Here is a 20,353-nt window from a genome sequence, read left to right as displayed (position 1 = left end):
GTAAAAAAACCGGGCTTGCCCGGTTTTTTTACGTCTATATCAGGTAACAATGCGCTCGTATCCAAGCATGACTTAATTTCCCTCTTATCATCCGCTATGCTAAGGCTTATATCTGTTCTTTAGAAAGAACGCACAGTTATGTGGTTCCTAACCGTCGCGACGTTATCTAGGGAGATTGATTTCCAGTCCCTTGACTATGCAGATATTAATAACTGTATGATATTAGTTGGTAAAAATGAAGTTCAAACCGGAGGGTTCCTGATGTTTAAGATCGGGCAATTGGCCAAGCTTGCAGATGTCACACCGGATACGGTGCGCTATTACGAGAAGCAGGGAATGATGGCACACAATATTCGTACCGAAGGGGGATATCGGCTGTATAACGTTCAGGATTTACAGCGCCTGCGATTCATTCGTTATGCAAAACAACTGGGTTTTACGTTAGAAACCATAGCTGAGCTATTATCGATTCGGGTTGATCCAGAGCATCACACTTGTGAAGAGTCTAAGTCAATTGTTGATGCGAGACTACGGGAAGTTGAAAGCAGACTATCCGAATTAACCAGAATGCGCGAGTCACTGAAAAGGCTCAGCGATGCCTGTTGTGGAAGTAGTCACACCAGCAATTACTGTTCTATCCTGGAAGCCTTAGAGCAAGGTGCTAGCGAAGAAAAGGCTAAAAAGTGATTTGAATGCTTACGGGCGTTTAATTGCTTCCAACAAGGTAGCATTATCAGCGAGTTTATTACCACAAACAGACAGGAATTAAGTTATGACAAAATATCGGCATACTAGAGGCCAGATCCAGGAAAATGCCATTGAGGCATTACTACACGATCCGTTGTTCCGGCAGCGTGTAGAAAAGAACAACAAGGGGAAGGGAAGTTACCGGCGAAAAGATAAACATGCAAAAGGTGGTAGCTGGGAGGCCAGTGGTAAATTTTCTTGTGATAATTTACCACTGGCCTTCTGGTTTTAAGGGACCAACAACCATCTTTTCATTAGGTTTTGCGTGCTGATGAAATGCTTATTACTGCTTTGGCCGTTGTTGTTTGCTCAGCAAATCACGGATTTCAGTTAGCAATTTCTCTTCGGCTGTTGGAGCCGGCGGAGCAGTCGGTTCTTCAACTTCTTTACGGCGCATTTTGTTCATTAATTTAATGGCCATAAAGATTGCGAAGGCAACAATCACGAAATCAAAAATATTTTGAAGGAAGGCACCATAATTCATGACTACTGCGGGAATATTGCCTTCAGCTTCGCGCAGCACTAAGTGGAATTTTTTGAAATCGACTCCACCGATCAGTAAACCTAATGGTGGCATTATGATGTCTGCAACCAGAGAAGAGACTATTCTACCGAATGCGGCTCCAATGATTACACCTACAGCCAAGTCGACCACGTTGCCACGCATGGCAAACTCGCGAAACTCTTTCAAAATACCCATCAGAACCCCCTCAAAAAACTATTTACATAAGTTTAACAAAGCAACTTCCCTTTGCCACTACGAGTAATGAAAAGATTTCAGCTACTCTAAATAAAAATCACGCCCCCAATTAATTATCGCGAAATATACGCATCTATAAGAAGAATGGGCTCGGTTGGAACAGCCGCTCGACGTCGGGGACAAATTTCTTGTCCGTAATAAACATAATCACATGATCGCCTTGCTGAATTCTGCTGTTACCGTTGGCAATAATCACATCATCGCCACGAACAATGGCACCAATAGTGGTTCCCGGAGGTAACTTGATTTCCTCGACCATACGCCCGACAACTTTGGAGGTACTTTCATCTCCATGTGCGATAGCTTCGATTGCCTCAGCAACGCCACGGCGTAGTGAAGATACACTGACGATATCGGCTTTACGTACGTGACCAAGCAATGCTGAAATGGTGGCCTGTTGCGGCGAAATGGCAATATCTATCACGCTGCCCTGAACCAAATCAACATAGGCACGGCGCTGAATCAGTACCATGGCTTTTTTGGCGCCCATACGTTTTGCCAGCATGGCAGACATGATATTAGCTTCGTCATCGTTAGTGATGGCGATAAAAACGTCAACCTGCTCTACGTGTTCTTCTGCCAACAATTCCTGATCGGAGGCATCACCGTAGAAAACGATAGTATCGTGCAACTGCTCAGCCAGCTCGGCTGCACGTTGCTGATTTCGCTCAATGAGTTTGACGTTATATGATTTTTCTAACCGATGCGCCAACCCGGCACCTACGTTGCCACCACCGACAATCATGATTCGCTTATAAGGTTTTTCAAGGCGTTGAAGCTCGCTCATTACGGCGCGGATATGCTGTGAAGCAGCCACGAAGAAAACTTCATCACCTGCTTCAATAATTGTGGAACCCTGTGGGCGAATTGGACGATCCTGCCGGAAAATGGCTGCAACACGTGTATCTATGTGTGGCATATGTTCACGCATAGAGGAGAGGGCGTTACCCACGAGTGGGCCCCCGTAATAAGCTTTCACTGCGGCGATGCTGACCTTACCCTCGGCAAAGTTCACAACCTGTAGTGCACCGGGGTATTCGATTAATTTATAGATGTAATCGATAACCAACTGTTCTGGCGAGATCAAGTGATCGATTGGCACCGCTTCTGGATTGAAAAGCTTATCACCCTCTCGGATGTAGTCTGGTGCACGAATACGCGCTATACGGTTTGGAGTGTTAAATAATGAATAGGCGATCTGACAGGCAACCATATTGGTTTCGTCAGAGTTGGTTACCGCAACCAGCATATCCGCGTCTTCCGCACCGGCTTCGCGAAGTACGCGTGGATGGGAGGCATGCCCTTGTACAACACGTAGGTCAAACTTATCCTGTAACTGACGCAGACGTCCGGTATCGGTATCAACCACGGTGATATCGTTATTTTCACCAACCAGGTTTTCTGCCAGTGTTCCACCAACCTGACCAGCGCCAAGAATAATTATTTTCATTGAATTCTCTGCTTCACACTACAACGGCCATGGCCGACAGTTGAGGGCATTAAAAATGCCCTTCAGCAATTATATCTTAATCAGCTTAGCGTAAAAGAAACCATCTCCGTCTTCAGGATGCGGGAGGTTCTGTTTACCAGGTGTTTGTTCATCGCCGGTTTCAACTAGTTTTGCATCGCCATGGCTTTTTAAGAATGAAGTTATCTGCTCGCTATTTTCTTGCGGCAAAATAGAACAGGTCGCGTAGACCATCACGCCACCGGGTTTCAGATGTGGCCAGATAGCCTCCAGAATTTCGCTTTGCAAACTAGTTAATTCGGCAATATCACTATCGCGACGCAGCCATTTGATATCAGGATGGCGGCGGATCACCCCCGTTGCTGAGCAAGGAGCATCTAACAGTATACGGTCAAATTGTTTATCACCACACCATTGTTGTGGGGTACGGCCGTCACCTTGCCGCACGACTGCATGCAGGCCAAGACGCTGTAGGTTTTCATTAACCCGTACCAAGCGTTGCTCATCAATATCTACAGCCATAACATGTGCTTTGGGTGCGGCTTCCAGAATATGGGTCGTTTTGCCGCCTGGAGCAGCGCAAAGATCGAGGATCTGTTCACCATCTTGCGGATCCAGTAGATCGATACAACCTTGCGCAGAAGCGTCTTGTACAGTGACCCAGCCGTCTGCAAATCCAGGTAAGTCTGTCACTGAGCAAGGTGTCAACAGTCGTATCGCGTCGCGATATTCCTTATGGGGCTCAGCCGCAATACCGGCCTGCTGCATGAGCTGTAAGTAATCTTCTCGTGTATGGTGTAACCGATTGACACGAAGCCACATTGGAGGTTTTTGATTGTTGGCATCAACAATTTGCTCCCAATGTGCCGGATAGGCTTGCTTAATGCGTTCCAGCAACCAACTTGGATGCAGATAACGGCTTTGATTGTTAGCCGCTCGGGCCAACAGTTCTTCCTGTTGGCGTTGGAACTGCCGCAGGACGCCATTAATCAGGCCTTTCAACTGTGGCCGTTTTAAGGCTACGGCCCCCTCTACTGTTTCTGCCAATACGGCGTGAGCGGGAATGCGGGTATATAACAACTGATAGAGGCCAACCATTAGCAAATAATGCAATGTACGCTGTTTACCCGTCATTGGTTTTGCCATCAGTTGTTGGATGCACCACTCAAGTTGTGGCAACACGCGCAGCGTGCCGAAACAGAGTTCCTGCAATAAGGCACGGTCCTTATCTGAAATATTTTTTTGTAATGGCGGCAAAATCGCGCTGAGTGATTGGCCTTGATCCAGTACTTGGCCGATGGTTTTGGCTGCGTGGCTGCGAAGATTGTAATTGTTTTTCATAGGCTGAAGCTGATAACGATCGGCATTAGGAAAGAAACGGCCCGGTAAAAATGCCCGGGCAATGGGAGTGATTTATATCCGGTTACCCGGCATGAACCATTCACGACGTGAATTCAGTAAGTCTTGTGCTGACATCGGTTTTTTACCTGCAGGTTGCAGTTGCGTCAGGTTTAGAACACCTTCGGCGGTAGCTACCTGAATACCGTGTTTGTCGGCATGTACAATAGTCCCAGGTTCTAAGCTGGAGGTTTCAGGCAGTACAGTTGCTTGCCAGACTTTCACCGGCAGATCTTCAATAGTGAAATAGCTTACCGGCCATGGATTAAAGGCACGGATACAGCGTTCCAACTGTGAGGCGGAAAGTCGCCAATCAAGGCGTGCTTCTTCTTTGCTCAGCTTTTCAGCATAAGTGACTAGTGCTTCATCTTGTACTTCACGCTTGATAGTACCTGAAGCCAACTGCTGCAATGCTGCCAACAGCCCTTGTGGCCCGAGCTCTGCCAACTTGCCATACAGGCTGGCACTGGTATCTTCGGCTTCGATTGGGCAACTGATCTTGAGCATCATATCACCGGTATCAAGACCGACATCCATCTGCATGATCGTCACGCCCGTTTCGCTGTCACCAGCCCACAGTGCACGTTGGATCGGAGCTGCGCCACGCCAGCGTGGAAGCAGAGAGCCATGAACGTTGATACAACCCATACGTGGCATATCAAGCACAGCTTTTGGCAAGATCAGTCCATAGGCAACGACAACCATGACGTCCGCGTTGAGATCGGCTACAAGGTGCTGGTTCTCTTCCGGACGAAGAGATTTGGGTTGAAATACTGGGATCTGATGTTGTTCAGCCAGAACTTTTACCGGGCTTGGCGTGAGTTTATTACCGCGGCCAGCGGGGCGATCGGGCTGAGTGAATACCCCGACAATCTGATGCTGAGATGACAACAGCGCGTCAAGGTGACGCGCTGCGAAGTCTGGTGTTCCGGCGAAAATAATCCGTAAAGAGTCAGACACGTTGTTTTCCTGATCAGTTAGGCACGCGCATTAAGCTTGGCCATTTTTTCCAGTTTCTGACGGATGCGTTGGCGTTTAAGCGGCGACAGGTAATCGACAAACAGTTTGCCGACTAGATGGTCCATTTCGTGCTGGATACAGATTGCTAACAAATCATCTGCTTCAAGCTCAAAAGGCTTTCCTTCGCGATCCAAAGCACGGATCTTCACTTTTTCAGCTCGAGGCACCAGAGCTCGGTGTTCGGGCACGGAAAGACAGCCCTCTTCGATACCGGTCTCGCCGTGTTTTTCCAACAATTCTGGGTTGATCAGCACCAAACGTTGAGTACGATCCTCAGAAACGTCAATGACGATAATCCGTTGATGAATATCTACCTGTGTCGCTGCCAGACCAATGCCTTCCTCCGCATCCATGGTGTCGAACATATCATCAACGATGCGTTGGATCTCTGCATTGACTTCTTTTACCGGGGCCGCAATTTTGCGTAGCCGCTCGTCTGGGAAATGTAATACCTGCAATACTGACATATATCTTTAGATCTGAATCCGAGTGATAAGTAGAGTTTAGCTTCTATTCTAGACATTTCCCCTACTGATTGACAGCATCCTTGATCGATTGCACGAATTGGTAAAACCCCACTTTCTGCGAGGGAATGCACGATGCAGCCAGAAGAAATCACTTTACGTATGCATGCGGTAACAGGGATCAGCGCACAGCAGGCTACCCAGATCATCAATCGGTTGATTGCTGAAAATAGCAATTCTCACTCGTTGCTAAAGGCGTTGGGCTTGAATGATAAACAGCGAGAACAGTTTAGCCGTGGGCACGCGCGTTATCTCAAGGCAACACTCCAGTGGTTGGAACAGCCGGGAAATCAGATGTTGAGATATGGTGAATCGGGTTTCCCCGAGCTTTTGGCCCATATCGATGATGCGCCATTGTTATTGATGGTAAAGGGTGACGTATCTGCGCTGCAATTGCCGCAGATCGCTATGGTTGGCAGTCGCCAATTCAGCCATTATGGCGAGCATTGGGGCAATTATTTTGCTAGCGGGTTGGTACATTGTGGTTTTGCCATCACCAGCGGGTTGGCTATCGGTATAGATGGTATCTGTCATCGAGCAGCACTTAATGAACAAGGGGTTACTATTGCGGTGTTGGGGAGTGGCCTGGACAATATTTATCCGCGCCGCCATCGTCGTCTTGCAAAGCAAATCATGGAGCAAGGCGGTGCAGTAATTTCTGAACATTTGACTACCGATCTGCCGTTGGCCGATCATTTTCCGAGGCGCAATCGTATTATCAGTGGGTTAAGTCTAGGCGTTGTGGTTATAGAGGCCTCATTGCGAAGTGGTTCACTGATTACTGCTCGCTATGCTTTGGAGCAGGGACGTGAAGTGTTCGCTTTGCCTGGGGCTCTGGGTAATCCGATGAGTGAGGGTACGCACTGGTTAATCCAGCAGGGGGCCAGCTTGGTGACAGGCCCGAAAGATATCGCTGAACAACTGGGTAGTGGCTTGAGTTGGTTACCTTTGCACGAGAATACAACTATTTCTTCATCAGAAGCTCAAGTTGAATTGCCATTTGCTGATGTGTTGGCTAACGTAGGAGATGAGGTGACACCTGTTGACGTCGTCGCTGAACGTGCCGGCCAACCTGTGCCAGAGGTAGTAATCAAGTTACTCGATCTGGAGTTAGCAGGGTGGATCGCAGCTGTACCCGGCGGCTATGTCCGAATAAGGAGGGCAGGCCATGTTCGACGTACTCATGTATTTGTTTGAAACTTATATACACAATGAGCCCGAGATGAATGTTGATCAGGATACCTTGACCGACGATCTTGCTGAAGCAGGATTTGATCGGGATGATATCTTCAATGCGCTAAATTGGCTCGAAAAGCTTGCAGACCTCCAGGAAGGCGAGAATGCACCTTATTTTATGGATGCCGATCCACTGGCTATGCGGATCTACACCGAAGAAGAGGGCGTGCGTTTAGATGCCAATTGCCGTGGTTTTCTCCTATTCTTAGAACAGATTCAGGTATTGAACCTCGAAACCCGCGAAATGGTTATTGATCGTGTCATGGCGTTGGATAATGAGGAGTTCGGTCTCGAAGACCTGAAATGGGTAGTGTTGATGGTGTTGTTTAATATTCCAGGATATGAAAGCGCCTATCAGCAAATGGAAGAGCTACTGTTTGAAGTAAACGAAGGTTACCTGCACTGAGCTGGTAACAAGCCTAGAAGAAGTTATGACAAAAACAGCGATTTTTGCCACCAAGCAAAATGAACCCTGTCCGGAATGCGGGGCCGAATTGGTGATCCGTAGTGGTCGCCACGGCCCCTTTTTCGGCTGTTCTGAATATCCTGAATGCCAATATATCAGGCCCTTAAAGACGCACATTGACAGCCATGTTGTAAAGGTGCTGGAAGGGCAGGAATGCCCGAAGTGCAAGGCGACTCTGGTGCTACGTCAGGGGCGCTTTGGTATGTTTGTCGGTTGCAGCCACTACCCTGATTGCGATCATACAGAAGTTATCGACAAGCCGGATGAAACCAGTATTGCTTGCCCTCAGTGTGGTCAGGGCACCTTACTTCAGCGTAAGTCTCGCTATGGCAAAGTGTTCCACTCCTGTGACCGTTACCCTGAATGCCAATTTGCCCTCAATTTCAAGCCTGTGGCCGGTGAGTGCGCCTATTGCCACTATCCATTATTAATGGAGAAGCGCACAGCAAAGGGTCCAAGGCTTTGCTGTGCCAGTAAACTATGCGGAAAACCCGTCGCAATCACAGAATAATTTCTCTATGAGCTCAGAACAAATTTCCGTATTCGCACCTATTATTACCGCTCTGGAAAACCAGCAAGTGGTTGCCTACCCAACAGAAGCCGTGTTCGGTTTGGGATGTGATCCTGATAGTGAACAGGCCGTCATGGCGTTACTGGATTTGAAGCAGCGTCCGTTAGATAAGGGTTTGATTCTTATCGCTGCCGATTACTCGCAACTCACACCTTATATTGATGATAGTGTTTTGAGTGAACAACAGCGTGCCGCGATGTTTGCCAGTTGGCCTGGCCCAGTCAGCTGGGTCGTCCCTGCCAAATCGCAAACACCACGCTTTCTTACTGGCCGTTTTAGTTCTTTGGCTGTACGTGTCAGCGATCATCCATTGGTAAAACAGCTCTGTCTCCAGTTCGGTAAGCCACTGGTTTCAACCAGCGCCAATTTAAGTGGTAAGGAACCGTGCCGCAATGTTGCAGAAGTGATACAGCAGTTCGGCGAGTCTTTCCCAGTACTTGTAGGTCACGTTGGTGGGCGGTTGAATCCTTCTGAAATAAGAGATGCTTTGACCGGTGAGCAGATCCGTCAGGGCTAGAGATAGGTAACGTTTATGGAAAGGTTCGCAGTATTCGGTAATCCGATTGCTCATAGCAAGTCACCTCGTATTCATGCGCTATTTGCTGAGCAGACTGGGATTGAGCACCCATATGGGCGTGTGCTGGCTCCGCTGGATGGGTTTGAGCCAGCCCTGCAACAGTTTATTGCTGCGGGTGGTCAAGGCGCTAATGTTACCGTTCCTTTTAAAGAGCTGGCCTACGCGGCAGCTTCCGAGCTAAGTCAAAGGGCGGCGATGGCAGGAGCGGTGAATACGCTGAAGGTCTTACCTGGGGGGCAGCTGTTTGGGGATAATACCGACGGTGTCGGTTTGTTATCAGACCTTGAGCGTCAACAATTGATCAAGCCGGGTGATCGTATTCTATTGGTTGGCGCTGGTGGGGCTGCACGAGGTGTTATTTTGCCTCTGCTCTCTTATGGTTGCGAAGTGGTACTGACTAACCGCACATTTAGTCGAGCAGAAGAGTTGGCGGAAGTATTCTGCACTTTTGGCAAGATCGACGCATTATCTCTGGATCAACTCGATCAACCTCTATTTAACTTAGTGATCAATGCTACCGCTTCAGGGATCAGCGGTGAAATACCGTCGTTGCCTGACAGTGTTGTGAACAACACCATTCGTTGCTATGACATGTTTTATCGGCAGGGAACTACCCCATTCCTGGCCTGGGCAAAGCAACTGGGGGTAGAGCTCTATGCTGATGGTTTAGGGATGCTTGTTGGCCAGGCGGCACATGCTTTCTTTTTATGGTACGGTGTCATGCCAGAAATCGAACCGGTTTTAAAACAACTACGAAAAGAAATGGTGGCTTAGCTATGCTCCGCTTTGAGCAGCCTGAGCGGGGTATCAGACATCTTCGGAAAGGTATTCATCTTTCCAGCGGACATAGTTATTGGCTGAGTAACGTAGTCCCTCTATTTCTTCTGCAGTTAGTCGCCTGACTTGACGTGCTGGGCTGCCTACATATAAGTAGCCACTTTCCAGGCGCTTGCCAGGTGAAACAAGGCTGCCTGCACCAATCATCACATCATCTTCGATTATCGCACCGTCTAGCAGAATCGAGCCCATACCTACCAGAACGCGATTACCGATAATGCAGCCGTGTAGCATAGCTTTATGCCCGACAGTGACATCGTCACCAATCAGCAAGGGATAGCCAGCAGGATTATACGTTGACTGGTGTGTGACATGCAGGACGCTGCCGTCCTGGATATTGCTGCGTGCACCAATCCTTACTGCATTAACATCACCGCGAATAGCAACTAATGGCCAGATACTCACATCATCAGCTAGTTCTACGTTGCCGACCACAACACTAGAGGGGTCGATCATGACGCGAAGGCCAAGTTGCGGAGAGTAATGAAGATAAGAACGTATTGAATTGGACATGTGATAGCACCTCAGCTCAGGATCATATTACTGGCAATACTAGTCTTTGGTGGTGCAATTACAACCGTTCGGCATAGCGGATCCCTTGTAATACAGGTGTGATCGGGCAAGATCCACACGAAAGGGCTGAAAATTGCGCAGTCGGAAAGAAAAGATCTAAAAAGGGGTTGTGGAAAAAACGAGGATCCCTATAATGCGCCTCCATCGACACGGAACATGTGAATCACTTCACAAGGCTTCCGAAGTCAGCAGAGAAAAAACCTGAAAAATGAGGTTGACTCTGCAAGAGGAAAGCGTATTATACGCCACCTCGAGTTAGCAAGCGAAAGCGCGTAACTCACTGCTCTTTAACAATTTATCAGACAATCTGTGTGGGCACTCACAAGACGATATCCAGCTGCTTCGGCAGCAAAAAAATATCAAGTCTTGAAGAGTGACCAAGCAGTAATTCATGCGAATGAATTATTACGAAAGTTAATTTTCGAGCATCGCTGCACGAGTTGCAGCACATCAAGCTTTTAATTGAAGAGTTTGATCATGGCTCAGATTGAACGCTGGCGGCAGGCCTAACACATGCAAGTCGAGCGGTAGCACAGGGGAGCTTGCTCCCCGGGTGACGAGCGGCGGACGGGTGAGTAATGTCTGGGAAACTGCCCGATGGAGGGGGATAACTACTGGAAACGGTGGCTAATACCGCATAACGTCTTCGGACCAAAGTGGGGGACCTTCGGGCCTCACACCATCGGATGTGCCCAGATGGGATTAGCTAGTAGGTGGGGTAATGGCTCACCTAGGCGACGATCCCTAGCTGGTCTGAGAGGATGACCAGCCACACTGGAACTGAGACACGGTCCAGACTCCTACGGGAGGCAGCAGTGGGGAATATTGCACAATGGGCGCAAGCCTGATGCAGCCATGCCGCGTGTGTGAAGAAGGCCTTCGGGTTGTAAAGCACTTTCAGCGAGGAGGAAGGGTTTGGTGTTAATAGCACCATTCATTGACGTTACTCGCAGAAGAAGCACCGGCTAACTCCGTGCCAGCAGCCGCGGTAATACGGAGGGTGCAAGCGTTAATCGGAATTACTGGGCGTAAAGCGCACGCAGGCGGTTTGTTAAGTCAGATGTGAAATCCCCGAGCTTAACTTGGGAACTGCATTTGAAACTGGCAAGCTAGAGTCTTGTAGAGGGGGGTAGAATTCCAGGTGTAGCGGTGAAATGCGTAGAGATCTGGAGGAATACCGGTGGCGAAGGCGGCCCCCTGGACAAAGACTGACGCTCAGGTGCGAAAGCGTGGGGAGCAAACAGGATTAGATACCCTGGTAGTCCACGCTGTAAACGATGTCGACTTGGAGGTTGTGCCCTTGAGGCGTGGCTTCCGGAGCTAACGCGTTAAGTCGACCGCCTGGGGAGTACGGCCGCAAGGTTAAAACTCAAATGAATTGACGGGGGCCCGCACAAGCGGTGGAGCATGTGGTTTAATTCGATGCAACGCGAAGAACCTTACCTACTCTTGACATCCACGGAATTTGCTAGAGATAGCTTAGTGCCTTCGGGAACCGTGAGACAGGTGCTGCATGGCTGTCGTCAGCTCGTGTTGTGAAATGTTGGGTTAAGTCCCGCAACGAGCGCAACCCTTATCCTTTGTTGCCAGCACGTGATGGTGGGAACTCAAAGGAGACTGCCGGTGATAAACCGGAGGAAGGTGGGGATGACGTCAAGTCATCATGGCCCTTACGAGTAGGGCTACACACGTGCTACAATGGCATATACAAAGAGAAGCGACCTCGCGAGAGCAAGCGGACCTCATAAAGTATGTCGTAGTCCGGATCGGAGTCTGCAACTCGACTCCGTGAAGTCGGAATCGCTAGTAATCGTAGATCAGAATGCTACGGTGAATACGTTCCCGGGCCTTGTACACACCGCCCGTCACACCATGGGAGTGGGTTGCAAAAGAAGTAGGTAGCTTAACCTTCGGGAGGGCGCTTACCACTTTGTGATTCATGACTGGGGTGAAGTCGTAACAAGGTAACCGTAGGGGAACCTGCGGTTGGATCACCTCCTTACCTAAAGATATGCAGTTGAGTGCAGTGTCCACACAGATTGTCTGATGAAAAGTAATGAGCAAAAGCGCTACCTGTTGATGTAATGAGTCTCTGACTCATGCTGATACGAAACGGTTAAATTTCGGTTTAATCGAATTTTTCGTGTCCCCATCGTCTAGAGGCCTAGGACACTGCCCTTTCACGGCTGTAACAGGGGTTCGAATCCCCTTGGGGACGCCAATCCGATAATGAGTGAAAGACATTATCACCGAATATCTTAAAGATGACTTCCAAGTCATGTTTAAGATATTGCTCTTTAACAATCTGGAACAAGCTGAAAATTGAAACCTGACAGCTGAAACTTATCTCTCCGTAGAACTATTGAGATAAGAACTAACCTGTCAGAGAGTCTCTCAAATGTTTACAGCACGAAGTGCGTCGAAAGACACCTTCGGGTTGTGAGGTTAAGTGACTAAGCGTACACGGTGGATGCCTAGGCAGTCAGAGGCGATGAAGGGCGTGCTAATCTGCGATAAGTGTCGGTAAGCTGATATGAAGCGTTACAACCGGCAATACCCGAATGGGGAAACCCAGTGCAATTCGTTGCACTATCGTTAAGTGAATACATAGCTTAACGAGGCGAACCGGGGGAACTGAAACATCTAAGTACCCCGAGGAAAAGAAATCAACCGAGATTCCCCCAGTAGCGGCGAGCGAACGGGGAACAGCCCAGAACCTGAATCAGGGTGTGTGTTAGTGGAAGCGTCTGGAAAGTCGCGCAGTAAAGGGTGATAGCCCCGTACACTAAAATGCACATCCTGTGAGTTCGATGAGTAGGGCGGGACACGTGACATCCTGTCTGAATATGGGGGGACCATCCTCCAAGGCTAAATACTCCTGACTGACCGATAGTGAACCAGTACCGTGAGGGAAAGGCGAAAAGAACCCCGGCGAGGGGAGTGAAATAGAACCTGAAACCGTGTACGTACAAGCAGTGGGAGCCTTCTTAATGGGGGTGACTGCGTACCTTTTGTATAATGGGTCAGCGACTTATATTTTGTAGCAAGGTTAACCGTATAGGGGAGCCGTAGGGAAACCGAGTCTTAACTGGGCGAATAGTTGCAAGGTATAGACCCGAAACCCGGTGATCTAGCCATGGGCAGGTTGAAGGTTGGGTAACACTAACTGGAGGACCGAACCGACTAATGTTGAAAAATTAGCGGATGACTTGTGGCTGGGGGTGAAAGGCCAATCAAACCGGGAGATAGCTGGTTCTCCCCGAAAGCTATTTAGGTAGCGCCTCGTGAACTCATCTTCGGGGGTAGAGCACTGTTTCGGCTAGGGGGCCATCCCGGCTTACCAACCCGATGCAAACTCCGAATACCGAAGAATGTTATCACGGGAGACACACGGCGGGTGCTAACGTCCGTCGTGAAGAGGGAAACAACCCAGACCGCCAGCTAAGGTCCCAAAGTCATGGTTAAGTGGGAAACGATGTGGGAAGGCATAGACAGCCAGGATGTTGGCTTAGAAGCAGCCATCATTTAAAGAAAGCGTAATAGCTCACTGGTCGAGTCGGCCTGCGCGGAAGATGTAACGGGGCTAAACCATGCACCGAAGCTGCGGCAGCGACGCTTAGGCGTTGTTGGGTAGGGGAGCGTTCTGTAAGCCGTTGAAGGTGGACTGTGAGGTCTGCTGGAGGTATCAGAAGTGCGAATGCTGACATAAGTAACGATAAAGCGGGTGAAAAGCCCGCTCGCCGGAAGACCAAGGGTTCCTGTCCAACGTTAATCGGGGCAGGGTGAGTCGACCCCTAAGGCGAGGCCGAAAGGCGTAGTCGATGGGAAACAGGTTAATATTCCTGTACTCGGTGTTACTGCGAAGGGGGGACGGAGAAGGCTAGGCTAGCCGGGCGACGGTTGTCCCGGTTTAAGCGTGTAGGGGGTGTGACCTGGTAAATCCGGTTGCATATCAACCCTGAGGCGTGATGACGAGTCACTACGGTGGCGAAGTGGTTGATGCCAAGCTTCCAGGAAAAGCCTCTAAGCATCAGGTAACATCAAATCGTACCCCAAACCGACACAGGTGGTCAGGTAGAGAATACTCAGGCGCTTGAGAGAACTCGGGTGAAGGAACTAGGCAAAATGGTGCCGTAACTTCGGGAGAAGGCACGCTGGCGCGTAGGTGAAGAGACTTGCTCTCGGAGCTGAAGCCAGTCGCAGATACCAGCTGGCTGCAACTGTTTAATAAAAACACAGCACTGTGCAAACACGAAAGTGGACGTATACGGTGTGACGCCTGCCCGGTGCTGGAAGGTTAATTGATGGGGTTAGCGGCAACGCGAAGCTCTTGATCGAAGCCCCAGTAAACGGCGGCCGTAACTATAACGGTCCTAAGGTAGCGAAATTCCTTGTCGGGTAAGTTCCGACCTGCACGAATGGCGTAATGATGGCCAGGCTGTCTCCACCCGAGACTCAGTGAAATTGAACTCGCTGTGAAGATGCAGTGTACCCGCGGCAAGACGGAAAGACCCCGTGAACCTTTACTATAGCTTGACACTGAACATTGAGCCTTGATGTGTAGGATAGGTGGGAGGCTTTGAAGTGTGGACGCCAGTCTGCATGGAGCCAACCTTGAAATACCACCCTTTAATGTTTGATGTTCTAACTCGGCCCCGTAATCCGGGGTGAGGACAGTGTCTGGTGGGTAGTTTGACTGGGGCGGTCTCCTCCCAAAGAGTAACGGAGGAGCACGAAGGTTAGCTAATCACGGTCGGACATCGTGAGGTTAGTGCAAAGGCATAAGCTAGCTTGACTGCGAGAGTGACGGCTCGAGCAGGTACGAAAGTAGGTCTTAGTGATCCGGTGGTTCTGAATGGAAGGGCCATCGCTCAACGGATAAAAGGTACTCCGGGGATAACAGGCTGATACCGCCCAAGAGTTCATATCGACGGCGGTGTTTGGCACCTCGATGTCGGCTCATCACATCCTGGGGCTGAAGTAGGTCCCAAGGGTATGGCTGTTCGCCATTTAAAGTGGTACGCGAGCTGGGTTTAGAACGTCGTGAGACAGTTCGGTCCCTATCTGCCGTGGGCGTTGGAAGATTGAGAGGGGTTGCTCCTAGTACGAGAGGACCGGAGTGAACGCACCACTGGTGTTCGGGTTGTCATGCCAATGGCACTGCCCGGTAGCTAAGTGCGGAAAAGATAAGCGCTGAAAGCATCTAAGCGCGAAACTTGCCTCGAGATGAGTCTTCCCTGGGCCTTTAAGGTCCCTGAAGGAACGTTTAAGACTAAGACGTTGATAGGCTGGGTGTGTAAGTGCAGCGATGCATTGAGCTAACCAGTACTAATGATCCGTGAGGCTTAACCTTACAACACCGAAGGTGTTTTGGATTTGAGAGAGAAAGATTTTCAGCGAAGTTCCTAGATTGGTTCTGATGGCTGTACGCGAGTGAGCGTGAAGCGGTTGGAATGAAACGAATTTGCCTGGCGGCCATAGCGCGGTGGTCCCACCTGATCCCATGCCGAACTCAGAAGTGAAACGCCGTAGCGCCGATGGTAGTGTGGGGTCTCCCCATGCGAGAGTAGGACACTGCCAGGCATCAAACAAAGTTGAAAGCCTCATGCGAAAGCATGAGGCTTTTTGCTTATCTATCAAGTAAAACAAGAAGCCCTGATAGTTAAGGCCGGACAATGTGCCCGGCCCGTATTACTTTACGAATATTAGTGCGAACTACTTTGCGAAATGCCTAAACCAGTTTGCGAACGCACAAATTGGGCGCGGAACTTCTCGCGTTCTTCTCGCCCGGTTGACGATGTATCGGTAATAGAGAAGAACCAAATGCCAATGAATGCCACCAACATTGAGAACAATGCTGGATATTCATAGGGGTAGATTGGTTTGGCGTGCCCAAGGATCTGTACCCAAATGGTCGGGCCTAGAATCATCAGTATCACTGCGGTCAACAGACCTAGCCATCCCCCAATCATTGCTCCCCGAGTAGTCAGCCGAGACCAATACATAGAGATAATGATAATTGGGAAGTTACAGCTGGCCGCAATAGAGAATGCTAGCCCTACCATGAATGCAATATTCTGTTTCTCGAACAGGATCCCAAGAGCTATGGCAACCACGCCAAGTAGCACCACGGTGATTTTAGAGACTTTGAGTTCATTACGCTCGGTTGCTTTACCATCTTTGATGACACAAGAGTACAGATCGTGAGAAACAGCTGAGGCACCGGCTAACGTTAGCCCGGCAACAACCGCCAGAATAGTGGCAAACGCAACAGCAGAGATAAAACCGAGGAAGAAGTTCCCACCAACGGCATTAGCTAGGTGTACCGCAGCCATATTGTTTCCACCTAACAACGCACCACTGGCATCCTTGAATGCTGGATTAGCACTGACTAGCAGGATCGCGCCGAACCCAATGATAAATGTTAGGATATAGAAATAACCAATAAATCCAGTGGCATAGAATACGCTTTTACGAGCTTCCTTGGCATCGCTAACGGTAAAGAAGCGCATCAGAATGTGTGGTAAACCCGCTGTACCAAACATTAATGCTAGGCCTAAGGAGAGTGCTGAGATAGGGTCGGATACCAATCCTCCTGGACTCATAATGGCCAGCCCTTTCGGATGGACTTTGATCGCTTCAGCAAACAGGGTATTGAAATTAAAATTCACTGACTTCATTACCATCAGAGCCATAAAACTGGCACCTGCTAGCAACAGAACGGCCTTAATGATCTGTACCCAAGTTGTTGCCAACATGCCGCCGAACAGCACGTACAACACCATTAATATACCAACCAATATCACCGCAACGTGGTAATTGAGACCAAATAGCAACTGGATCAGCTTACCTGCTCCGACCATCTGGGCGATCAGATATAAAGCGACGACCACCAGTGAACCGCAAGCGGAAAGGCTCCGAATAGGTTTTTGCTTAAGCCGATAAGAGGCAACGTCTGCAAAGGTGTAACGCCCAAGGTTACGTAGCCGCTCTGCGATCAGGAACAGAATGATCGGCCAACCTATCAGGAAGCCGATGGAATAGATCAGGCCATCATAGCCAGAGGTGTACACCAGTGCTGATATCCCCAGGAATGATGCCGCAGACATAAAGTCACCGGCTATCGCCAAACCATTTTGCAGTCCGGTAATACGCCCACCTGCAGTGTAGTAGTCCCCGCGAGAGCGAGTACGCTTTGAAGCCCAGTAGGTGATATAAAGTGTGCCCCCCACGAACAGAACGAACATAAGGATGGCCTGGATGTTAAGTGGCTGGCGTTGAACCGCCCCACCTATGGCATCTGCTTGGCTAATACCCGGTAAAGCCAGCAAAAAGGCAGTTGAGAGCAAACGTTTCATTTTTTCACCCCACGCAAGATTTCTGCATTGAGACGATCAAACTCACCATTTGCGCGGTAAACATAGATCCCAGTTAATACGAAGGAGATCACGATCAAGCCCACACCGATCGGGATCCCACGGGTAATGGTCAAACTGGGGGAGAGTGGAGTTCCCAGCCACTGTGGATCGAAGGCGATCAAAAAAATGAAGCCAACGTAAAGTGCCAATGTAATCAGGGAAAGGAGCCAGGCAAAACGGCTACGTTTCTGTACCAGTTCTTTAAAGCGCGGATTTTCCTCAATCCTTTGATAAATGTCGTCATTCATCTGAGTTTCTCCTGTCGGTATTGATAGAGTACGCCGCGCAATACCCTGATTACTTTCAAGTAACCGCTCTTATTGGCCGTCTTCATCCGCCCCAGCCGAAATGACTGGGGAAAATTCTTACTGCATCTTGAAAGTTGTGGGTATACGGGCCGTTCAACTGCATATGAACGGCCAGAAGCGGCGCAATTAGGATGGAACGTTCATTGACTGTTTTTCTTCTAACAACTTGTCGACTACAGCCGGGTCTGCCAGCGTAGAGGTATCTCCCAGGTTACTGATATCACCAGCGGCGATTTTGCGCAGAATACGCCGCATGATCTTGCCGGAACGCGTTTTCGGCAAGGAGTCGGTCCAGTGGAGGATATCTGGTGTGGCAATTGGGCCGATCTCCTTGCGAACCCAATTGCGAACTTCTGCGTAGAGTTCAGGCGTAGGATCTTCGCCATGGTTCAGGGTGATATAGGCATAAATTGCCTGTCCTTTGATATTGTGCGGAATACCAACCACGGCTGCTTCAGCAATTTTAGGGTGAGAAACCAGTGCAGACTCAATCTCGGCTGTCCCCAGACGGTGGCCTGAAACGTTCAAAACGTCGTCGACACGTCCCGTGATCCAGTAATAGCCATCTTCATCACGGCGGGCACCATCGCCACTGAAATACATGCCTTTAAAGGTAGAGAAGTAAGTTTGTTCGAAACGCTCATGATCACCGAACAAAGTACGTGCCTGACCTGGCCAGGAATCGATAATCACCAGGTTACCTTCACAGGCCCCTTCTTGCGGTATACCCATATTGTCTACCAGCGCAGGCTGCACACCGAAGAACGGATGCGTAGCTGAACCCGCTTTCAGCTCAGTCGCGCCGGGTAACGGGGTTATCATGAATCCCCCAGTTTCGGTTTGCCACCAGGTATCAACGATTGGGCACTTACCGTTACCTATTTTGTTGTAATACCATTCCCAGGCTTCCGGGTTGATTGGTTCACCTACTGAGCCCATGATACGCAGCGAATCACGTTTAGTGCCTTCGATGGCTTTGTCGCCTTCAGCCATTAAGGCGCGGATTGCCGTTGGAGCGGTATAGAGGATGTTAACCTGATGCTTATCTACCACTTGAGACAGACGGTTTACGCCAGGATAGTTCGGGACTCCCTCAAACATCAACGTAATTGCGCCACATGCCAATGGGCCATATAACAGATAACTATGGCCGGTAACCCAGCCTACATCTGCGGTGCACCAATAGATGTCGCCATCGTGGTAGTCGAAGACATATTTGAATGTTGTTGCGGCGTAAACCAGATAACCGCCAGTAGTGTGAACGACGCCTTTTGGTTTACCCGTCGAACCGGAAGTGTAAAGAATGAACAGAGGATCCTCTGCATTCATCTCTTCAGGCGGACAATCAGCAGAAACCCCAGCGGTCAGTTCGTGCCACCAGAGGTCTCGCCCTTCCTGCCAATAACCAGGTTTTCCGGTGCGCTGGAATACCACCACGTTGTTGACGCTTTTTACTCCTGGGTTTTTCAACGCATCATCTACGTTCTTTTTCAGCGGCACGGCACGGCCAGCGCGCAAACCTTCATCGGCGGTGATGATCAGTTTGGTATTAGAGTCGATAATCCGGCCTGCAACGGCCTCAGGAGAGAACCCTCCGAAGATTACCGAATGGACGGCACCAATACGCGCACAGGCCAACATAGCGACAGCGGCCTCAGGTACCATTGGCATATAGATAGCAACGACATCACCTTTTTTCAGACCAAGCTTTTTCAGGACGTTGGCGAATTGGCAGACATCATGGTGCAATTGCCTGTAGGTCACATTTTTCGACTGAGTGGGATCATCACCTTCCCATATAATGGCAGTCTGGTCACCGCGTGTGGCCAAGTGGCGGTCAAGGCAGTTGGCTGAAAGGTTTAATGTGCCGTCTTCAAACCAACGAATGCTGATATGACCGGGATCGAAAGAAGTGTTCTTTACTAGGGTATAAGGTTTGATCCAGTCTAGGATCTTGCCTTGCTCACCCCAGAACGCTTCTGGGTCTTGCACAGATTGTTGGTAATAGTGTTGATACTGTGCTGGATTCATCAAAGTGCGTTCTGCAATTGCGGCAGGAATGGCATGTTTATGCGGTTGGCTCATGGTTTTTCTCCTTGGATTTGTTAATAATATGTCAAATGATGGTTAAGTATAGTTTGCTATGATTCTTTGTTTCTTTTTTGGGCGGCAGATCACGCAACGAAGATATTGATTTGTAATAGTTACTACACCAAATGTGTCATATATCCGTTCTGTTGCCGGTGAAAAACGGGTGATTGGCTTATTTTCCTAAAGATTTCTTTAAAAAATAAAAGGAGATAAGATACATGAAAGCTAACTTATTCCACTTATGATGGGATTTTTCTTAGGCTCTGAGTGCGTGTTGTTACACGTTGTTCTCTTCCAATGCTCTTTATCACATATATTTATATTAGTAATGCCTACTCATTTTCACTGAATTTCTAAAA

Annotated in this window: 16 protein-coding genes, 1 tRNA gene and 3 rRNA genes; 11 read left to right on the top strand and 9 right to left on the bottom strand. The window is 49.2% G+C overall.

The window, feature by feature from the left end; genetic code table 11:
• Positions 1-261: 261 nt before the first annotated feature.
• Both zntR and SAQUA_RS22540 read left to right on the top strand, forming a co-directional pair.
• A complete protein-coding gene (zntR, locus tag SAQUA_RS22545) occupies positions 262-687 on the top strand; it encodes a Zn(2+)-responsive transcriptional regulator (RefSeq protein ID WP_380676908.1) in 426 nt (141 codons plus the stop codon).
• 85 nt (positions 688-772) lie between these two features.
• Positions 773-979: an alternative ribosome-rescue factor A gene (locus SAQUA_RS22540; RefSeq protein ID WP_380676874.1), complete on the top strand. Its 207-nt coding sequence runs from the start codon at positions 773-775 to the stop codon at positions 977-979.
• Positions 980-1,030: 51 nt separating this feature from the next.
• Here the strand turns inward: SAQUA_RS22540 and mscL are convergent, their stop codons facing one another.
• The 5 genes from mscL to def all read right to left on the bottom strand — a co-directional run bounded on the left by mscL (position 1,031) and on the right by def (position 5,860).
• Entirely contained in the window at positions 1,031-1,447 is a 417-nt protein-coding gene (gene mscL / locus SAQUA_RS22535) for a large-conductance mechanosensitive channel protein MscL (RefSeq protein ID WP_380676876.1), read from the bottom strand.
• Positions 1,448-1,580: 133 nt separating this feature from the next.
• Positions 1,581-2,957: a Trk system potassium transporter TrkA gene (gene trkA / locus SAQUA_RS22530; RefSeq protein WP_380676878.1), complete on the bottom strand. Its 1,377-nt coding sequence runs from the start codon at positions 2,955-2,957 to the stop codon at positions 1,581-1,583.
• 69 nt (positions 2,958-3,026) lie between these two features.
• The gene (gene rsmB / locus SAQUA_RS22525; protein ID WP_380676880.1) at positions 3,027-4,316 is read right to left on the bottom strand and encodes a 16S rRNA (cytosine(967)-C(5))-methyltransferase RsmB; all 1,290 of its coding nucleotides are present in this window, start codon (positions 4,314-4,316) and stop codon (positions 3,027-3,029) included.
• 72 nt (positions 4,317-4,388) lie between these two features.
• On the bottom strand, positions 4,389-5,333 hold the full coding sequence (gene fmt / locus SAQUA_RS22520) for a methionyl-tRNA formyltransferase (RefSeq protein WP_380676882.1): 945 nt from the start codon (positions 5,331-5,333) through the stop codon (positions 4,389-4,391).
• A 17-nt stretch (positions 5,334-5,350) separates the two neighbouring features.
• Positions 5,351-5,860, bottom strand: a complete 510-nt coding sequence (def, locus tag SAQUA_RS22515; RefSeq protein WP_380676884.1) for a peptide deformylase — start codon at positions 5,858-5,860, stop codon at positions 5,351-5,353.
• A 132-nt stretch (positions 5,861-5,992) separates the two neighbouring features.
• Between def and dprA the strand changes: the two genes are divergently transcribed.
• The 5 genes from dprA to aroE are packed head-to-tail and all read left to right on the top strand — an operon-like array spanning position 5,993 to position 9,541.
• Positions 5,993-7,114 (top strand): DNA-protecting protein DprA, encoded by a 1,122-nt coding sequence (gene dprA / locus SAQUA_RS22510; protein WP_380676886.1) that lies wholly within the window; start codon positions 5,993-5,995, stop codon positions 7,112-7,114.
• Positions 7,086-7,559, top strand: coding sequence for a DUF494 family protein (locus SAQUA_RS22505; RefSeq protein ID WP_380676888.1), 474 nt, complete (start codon positions 7,086-7,088; stop codon positions 7,557-7,559). The genes dprA and SAQUA_RS22505 overlap by 29 nt, the downstream gene beginning before the upstream one ends.
• 25 nt (positions 7,560-7,584) lie before the next feature.
• Entirely contained in the window at positions 7,585-8,130 is a 546-nt protein-coding gene (locus SAQUA_RS22500) for a topoisomerase DNA-binding C4 zinc finger domain-containing protein (protein WP_380676890.1), read from the top strand.
• A 7-nt stretch (positions 8,131-8,137) separates the two neighbouring features.
• Complete coding sequence (gene tsaC / locus SAQUA_RS22495; RefSeq protein ID WP_380676892.1) at positions 8,138-8,707, top strand: L-threonylcarbamoyladenylate synthase type 1 TsaC; 570 nt, start codon at positions 8,138-8,140, stop codon at positions 8,705-8,707.
• 15 nt (positions 8,708-8,722) lie between these two features.
• Positions 8,723-9,541: a shikimate dehydrogenase gene (gene aroE / locus SAQUA_RS22490; protein ID WP_380676894.1), complete on the top strand. Its 819-nt coding sequence runs from the start codon at positions 8,723-8,725 to the stop codon at positions 9,539-9,541.
• 33 nt (positions 9,542-9,574) lie between these two features.
• On the opposite strand, the gene SAQUA_RS22485 is transcribed toward aroE, so the two are convergent.
• On the bottom strand, positions 9,575-10,117 hold the full coding sequence (locus tag SAQUA_RS22485; protein WP_380676896.1) for a gamma carbonic anhydrase family protein: 543 nt from the start codon (positions 10,115-10,117) through the stop codon (positions 9,575-9,577).
• A gap of 519 nt (positions 10,118-10,636) precedes the next feature.
• On the opposite strand from SAQUA_RS22485, the gene SAQUA_RS22480 reads away from it, so the two are divergent.
• The 4 genes from SAQUA_RS22480 to rrf all read left to right on the top strand — a co-directional run bounded on the left by SAQUA_RS22480 (position 10,637) and on the right by rrf (position 15,760).
• Positions 10,637-12,179: ribosomal RNA gene (locus tag SAQUA_RS22480) — 16S ribosomal RNA — on the top strand.
• 143 nt (positions 12,180-12,322) lie between these two features.
• A tRNA-Glu gene (locus SAQUA_RS22475) sits at positions 12,323-12,398 on the top strand.
• Positions 12,399-12,620: 222 nt separating this feature from the next.
• A 23S ribosomal RNA gene (locus tag SAQUA_RS22470) occupies positions 12,621-15,530 on the top strand.
• 114 nt (positions 15,531-15,644) lie between these two features.
• Positions 15,645-15,760 (top strand): 5S ribosomal RNA (rrf, locus tag SAQUA_RS22465).
• Together the 16S, 23S and 5S rRNA genes with 1 tRNA gene alongside form the textbook arrangement of a ribosomal RNA operon.
• A gap of 122 nt (positions 15,761-15,882) precedes the next feature.
• Here the strand turns inward: rrf and actP are convergent.
• The 3 genes from actP to acs all read right to left on the bottom strand — a co-directional run bounded on the left by actP (position 15,883) and on the right by acs (position 19,988).
• Positions 15,883-17,535 carry a cation/acetate symporter ActP gene (gene actP, locus SAQUA_RS22460; protein WP_380676572.1) on the bottom strand — a complete coding sequence of 551 codons (1,653 nt, stop codon included), beginning with the start codon at positions 17,533-17,535 and terminating at the stop codon, positions 15,883-15,885.
• A complete protein-coding gene (locus SAQUA_RS22455) occupies positions 17,532-17,843 on the bottom strand; it encodes a DUF485 domain-containing protein (protein WP_380676570.1) in 312 nt (103 codons plus the stop codon). Before SAQUA_RS22455 ends, actP begins: the two co-directional genes overlap by 4 nt.
• A gap of 186 nt (positions 17,844-18,029) precedes the next feature.
• Positions 18,030-19,988: an acetate--CoA ligase gene (acs, locus tag SAQUA_RS22450; RefSeq protein WP_380676568.1), complete on the bottom strand. Its 1,959-nt coding sequence runs from the start codon at positions 19,986-19,988 to the stop codon at positions 18,030-18,032.
• Positions 19,989-20,353 lie beyond the last annotated feature (365 nt).

It is taken from the genome of Serratia aquatilis, assembly GCF_044865145.1.
Taxonomy (GTDB): domain Bacteria; phylum Pseudomonadota; class Gammaproteobacteria; order Enterobacterales; family Enterobacteriaceae; genus Chania; species Chania aquatilis.
Note: the sequence above shows the minus strand (reverse complement) of the source record. Positions and strands in the feature narration are given on the sequence as shown.

Coding starts and splice junctions, on each gene's coding strand:
- aroE (WP_380676894.1), top strand. CDS start 8,723: ATGGAAAGGTTCGCAGTATTCGGTAATCCGATTGCTCATAGCAAGTCA.
- zntR (WP_380676908.1), top strand. CDS start 262: ATGTTTAAGATCGGGCAATTGGCCAAGCTTGCAGATGTCACACCGGAT.
- dprA (WP_380676886.1), top strand. CDS start 5,993: ATGCAGCCAGAAGAAATCACTTTACGTATGCATGCGGTAACAGGGATC.
- SAQUA_RS22485 (WP_380676896.1), bottom strand. CDS start 10,117: ATGTCCAATTCAATACGTTCTTATCTTCATTACTCTCCGCAACTTGGC.
- trkA (WP_380676878.1), bottom strand. CDS start 2,957: ATGAAAATAATTATTCTTGGCGCTGGTCAGGTTGGTGGAACACTGGCA.
- acs (WP_380676568.1), bottom strand. CDS start 19,988: ATGAGCCAACCGCATAAACATGCCATTCCTGCCGCAATTGCAGAACGC.
- tsaC (WP_380676892.1), top strand. CDS start 8,138: ATGAGCTCAGAACAAATTTCCGTATTCGCACCTATTATTACCGCTCTG.
- rsmB (WP_380676880.1), bottom strand. CDS start 4,316: ATGAAAAACAATTACAATCTTCGCAGCCACGCAGCCAAAACCATCGGC.
- mscL (WP_380676876.1), bottom strand. CDS start 1,447: ATGGGTATTTTGAAAGAGTTTCGCGAGTTTGCCATGCGTGGCAACGTG.
- SAQUA_RS22540 (WP_380676874.1), top strand. CDS start 773: ATGACAAAATATCGGCATACTAGAGGCCAGATCCAGGAAAATGCCATT.
- SAQUA_RS22505 (WP_380676888.1), top strand. CDS start 7,086: ATGTTCGACGTACTCATGTATTTGTTTGAAACTTATATACACAATGAG.
- actP (WP_380676572.1), bottom strand. CDS start 17,535: ATGAAACGTTTGCTCTCAACTGCCTTTTTGCTGGCTTTACCGGGTATT.
- SAQUA_RS22500 (WP_380676890.1), top strand. CDS start 7,585: ATGACAAAAACAGCGATTTTTGCCACCAAGCAAAATGAACCCTGTCCG.
- def (WP_380676884.1), bottom strand. CDS start 5,860: ATGTCAGTATTGCAGGTATTACATTTCCCAGACGAGCGGCTACGCAAA.
- SAQUA_RS22455 (WP_380676570.1), bottom strand. CDS start 17,843: ATGAATGACGACATTTATCAAAGGATTGAGGAAAATCCGCGCTTTAAA.